This is a genomic window from Thiohalobacter sp. (genome assembly GCF_027000115.1).
GTDB lineage: Bacteria > Pseudomonadota > Gammaproteobacteria > Thiohalobacterales > Thiohalobacteraceae > JALTON01.
The window spans coordinates 1-2,719 of record NZ_JALTON010000019.1; the positions used below are offsets into that span (position 1 = coordinate 1).

At 68.8% G+C, this 2,719-nt stretch carries 1 protein-coding gene and 1 pseudogene; both read left to right on the plus strand.

Features of this window, described 5'->3' with window-relative positions:
- Window positions 1-10: 10 nt before the first annotated feature.
- On the plus strand, window positions 11-2,527 hold the full coding sequence (locus MVF76_RS03005; protein ID WP_441351611.1) for a tape measure protein: 2,517 nt from the start codon (window positions 11-13) through the stop codon (window positions 2,525-2,527).
- A 1-nt stretch (window position 2,528) separates the two neighbouring features.
- A pseudogene (locus tag MVF76_RS03010) lies at window positions 2,529-2,719 on the plus strand (hypothetical protein); the annotation flags it as partial.

The window sequence follows — 2,719 nt, forward strand, 5'->3', positions numbered from 1 at the left end:
ATACGCCGCGCTGCCCGACACTGTTTCCGGGGCGCTCACCCGGCTCCGAAACGCCTTCCTGCGCGCCTTCGGCGAGCGGGATGCGGGGAGCGGTTTTACGGCCGGTCTGGCCAGGGCGATCCAGTTACTCGCGGCCCACATCGACCTCCTGATCCAGCTGGCCGGCACCGCGCTGGTCGCGGCCTTCGGGCGCATGGTGGCCTCCATGGCGGCAAGCGTGGCCGCTTCCCGTGCCGAGGCCGCCGCGCGGCTGAACAACCTGCGCCTGATCGAGGCGGAGGCGACCGCCCGGCTGCGTGCGGCCCAGGGGGCACTGGCGCAGGCTGCCGCCCAGGGCAAGGCGACTACGGCCTTGCGGGCGGACCTGGCTCGAGCGGCGCAGGAAGCAGTCAAGGCGCGGCGAGCTGTCACCGCGGCGGCGCAGGGCACCACCTTGCTGGCCCGTGCCGGCGGTCTGTTGCGCAGCACACTGGCGTTGCTCGGCGGCCCCATCGGGCTCATTGTCACTGGCCTGGGATTGCTGGCCACCGCCGCCTTCTCGGCCCGGGACAAGGTGGTGGCGTTCGGCGGCAAGACCGCCACCATCGGGCAGATCGTCTCGGCCGCATGGGAACTCGTCACCGAGAAGATCGGAGCCTTCGTCGATGGCCTGATCAGTCTCGTAGGGATCAATGACAAGACCTGGGCGAGCCTGCGCGAGACGGTGATCGACGGCGTCACTGCCATCGGCCGTGCGGTACGCTCGTTCGTCAACGGCATCATCGGGGCCTTCAATGCCGTGGGCAAGGTGGTGGGGATCACCGCCGCCTTCCTCGTGCGCCGCTTCAAGCGAGCCTTCTCCGATATCGCCGCGCTGGCCCGTGCCCTGGGCCGGGATATCGCAGCCTCCTTCAAGGGCGACTTCTCGCTGCGCCATCTCAAGGCCGCGCTGCGCGCGGGCCGGGACGAGATGCGGGGCTTCGGGAAGGCCCTGGGCGATGCCGTCAAGGAATCGCTGGGACGCGACTACGTGGGCGAGACGGCCCGGGCGATCGCCGCGCGTATCCGTAGCGAGCAGAAACGCCAGCGGCTTTTCGCCCGGCCGCAGGCGAAGGGTACTCCCTCAGCCGAGGACAACGCAGCCCGCCTCAAGCTCGCAGAAAGCCAAAGCGAAGCGGAGCTCAAGATCCTCAAGAAAGGGTTGGCGGAGGCCGGAAGAAACCTTGACCGGGCGCTGGCCGACCGCCTGATCTCCATCCGCGACTACTACGCCGCCAAGACGGCCATCGAGCAGCGGGAGATCGATGCCGAGATCGCCCGCAAACGGCAGGCCCTGGCCGAGCAGCAGCGCATCCTGCGAGAAGCCAGTGACGAGAAGGCGCGGCTCGATGCCAAGGGGCAGATCGCGAAGCTCGAGGCCGACCTGATTGCGCTGAACAACCGTCGTCGCGAGGTCGAAGTGACCAACGCCCGCAAGGCGGCGGCCGCCGAACGAGAACTCAGGGACGCGCTCGCCCAGGCCCGCGACGAACTGGCCCGCCTCACAGGCACCGGGACCGATGCCCAGCGCCGCGAGGCCATCGCCCGGGCTTACCGCGATCTGCGCGCCCGGCTGCTGGCGGAGAATGACACGGCCGGCGCCTCATTGATCGACCGGCTGATCGACGTCAAAGCCGCGCAGGCCAACCTCGACGCCCTGGAGTCGAAATGGCGCCTGACCGTCGAGCGGATGCGCAACGCCCAGGAGGCGATCCGCATCCAGCAACAGGCGGGGCTGCTGACCGAGACTCAGGCGCGCGAGCAGATCGTCCGTCTCCATCAGCAATCCGCCGTCGAGATGGAAAGGCTGTTGCCGCTCATGGAACAGGCGGCCCGGGCCATCGGACCCGAGGCGGTCGCCCGCGTGCAGGCCTGGAAGAACGAACTGGCCCGGACCCGGCTGGTAGTCGATGAGGTGGCGGTTCGGGTCAAAGGCCAGGTCCAGGACGCCTTCGCCACGATGTTCGAGCAAATCGGCTCAGGCGCCAAATCGGCCAAGGAGGCGTTCCGCGACTTCGCCCGCTCGGTCATCGCCTCGATCAACCGCATCGCGGCGCAGAAGCTGGCCCAGTCGCTGTTCGGCGGCCTGAGCGGCGGCATCGGCAGTTTTGTCGGGGCCTTGTTCCGTTCTGGTGCAGGGGGCTTCGCGGCCGGCGGCTACGTCACCGGCCCCGGCACATCCACCTCGGACTCCATCCCGGCGCGGCTTTCCGCCGGCGAATACGTGATCAACGCCGCCTCGGTGAAGAAAGTGGGTGTGGCGTTTCTCGATGCGATCAACGGCGGAGCCTTCGCGCCTCGCTGGCGGGGCCCGAATCTGGCCTTCGCCACAGGCGGCCTGGTGCCGAACGCGGGACGCCAGGAGAAGCCCCAGGTCAATGTCCGGGTGGTCAATGCCGTGGACGAGTCGCTGGTGGGCGACTTCCTGGCCACGCCCGCGGGCGAGCGGGTCATCACCAATGTCATCCGGCGCAACGCCGCCACGGTGCGCCAGTACCTCGGGAGTTAGCATGGCACTGTTGTTCGTCGACGGCTTCGATCACTTCGATCCCCAGGCCCTCAAGCCCGACGGCGTGCCCAACTACGGCTATGCCAAGGCCCAGTACGCGCCCCAGTGCGAGCGGGTGCCCGGCCGCCGGAGTGCCTCGTCCGCGCTTCGCTTTCCTGCCAACACCCAGGGCGTGGCCATGGTGCGCGAGAT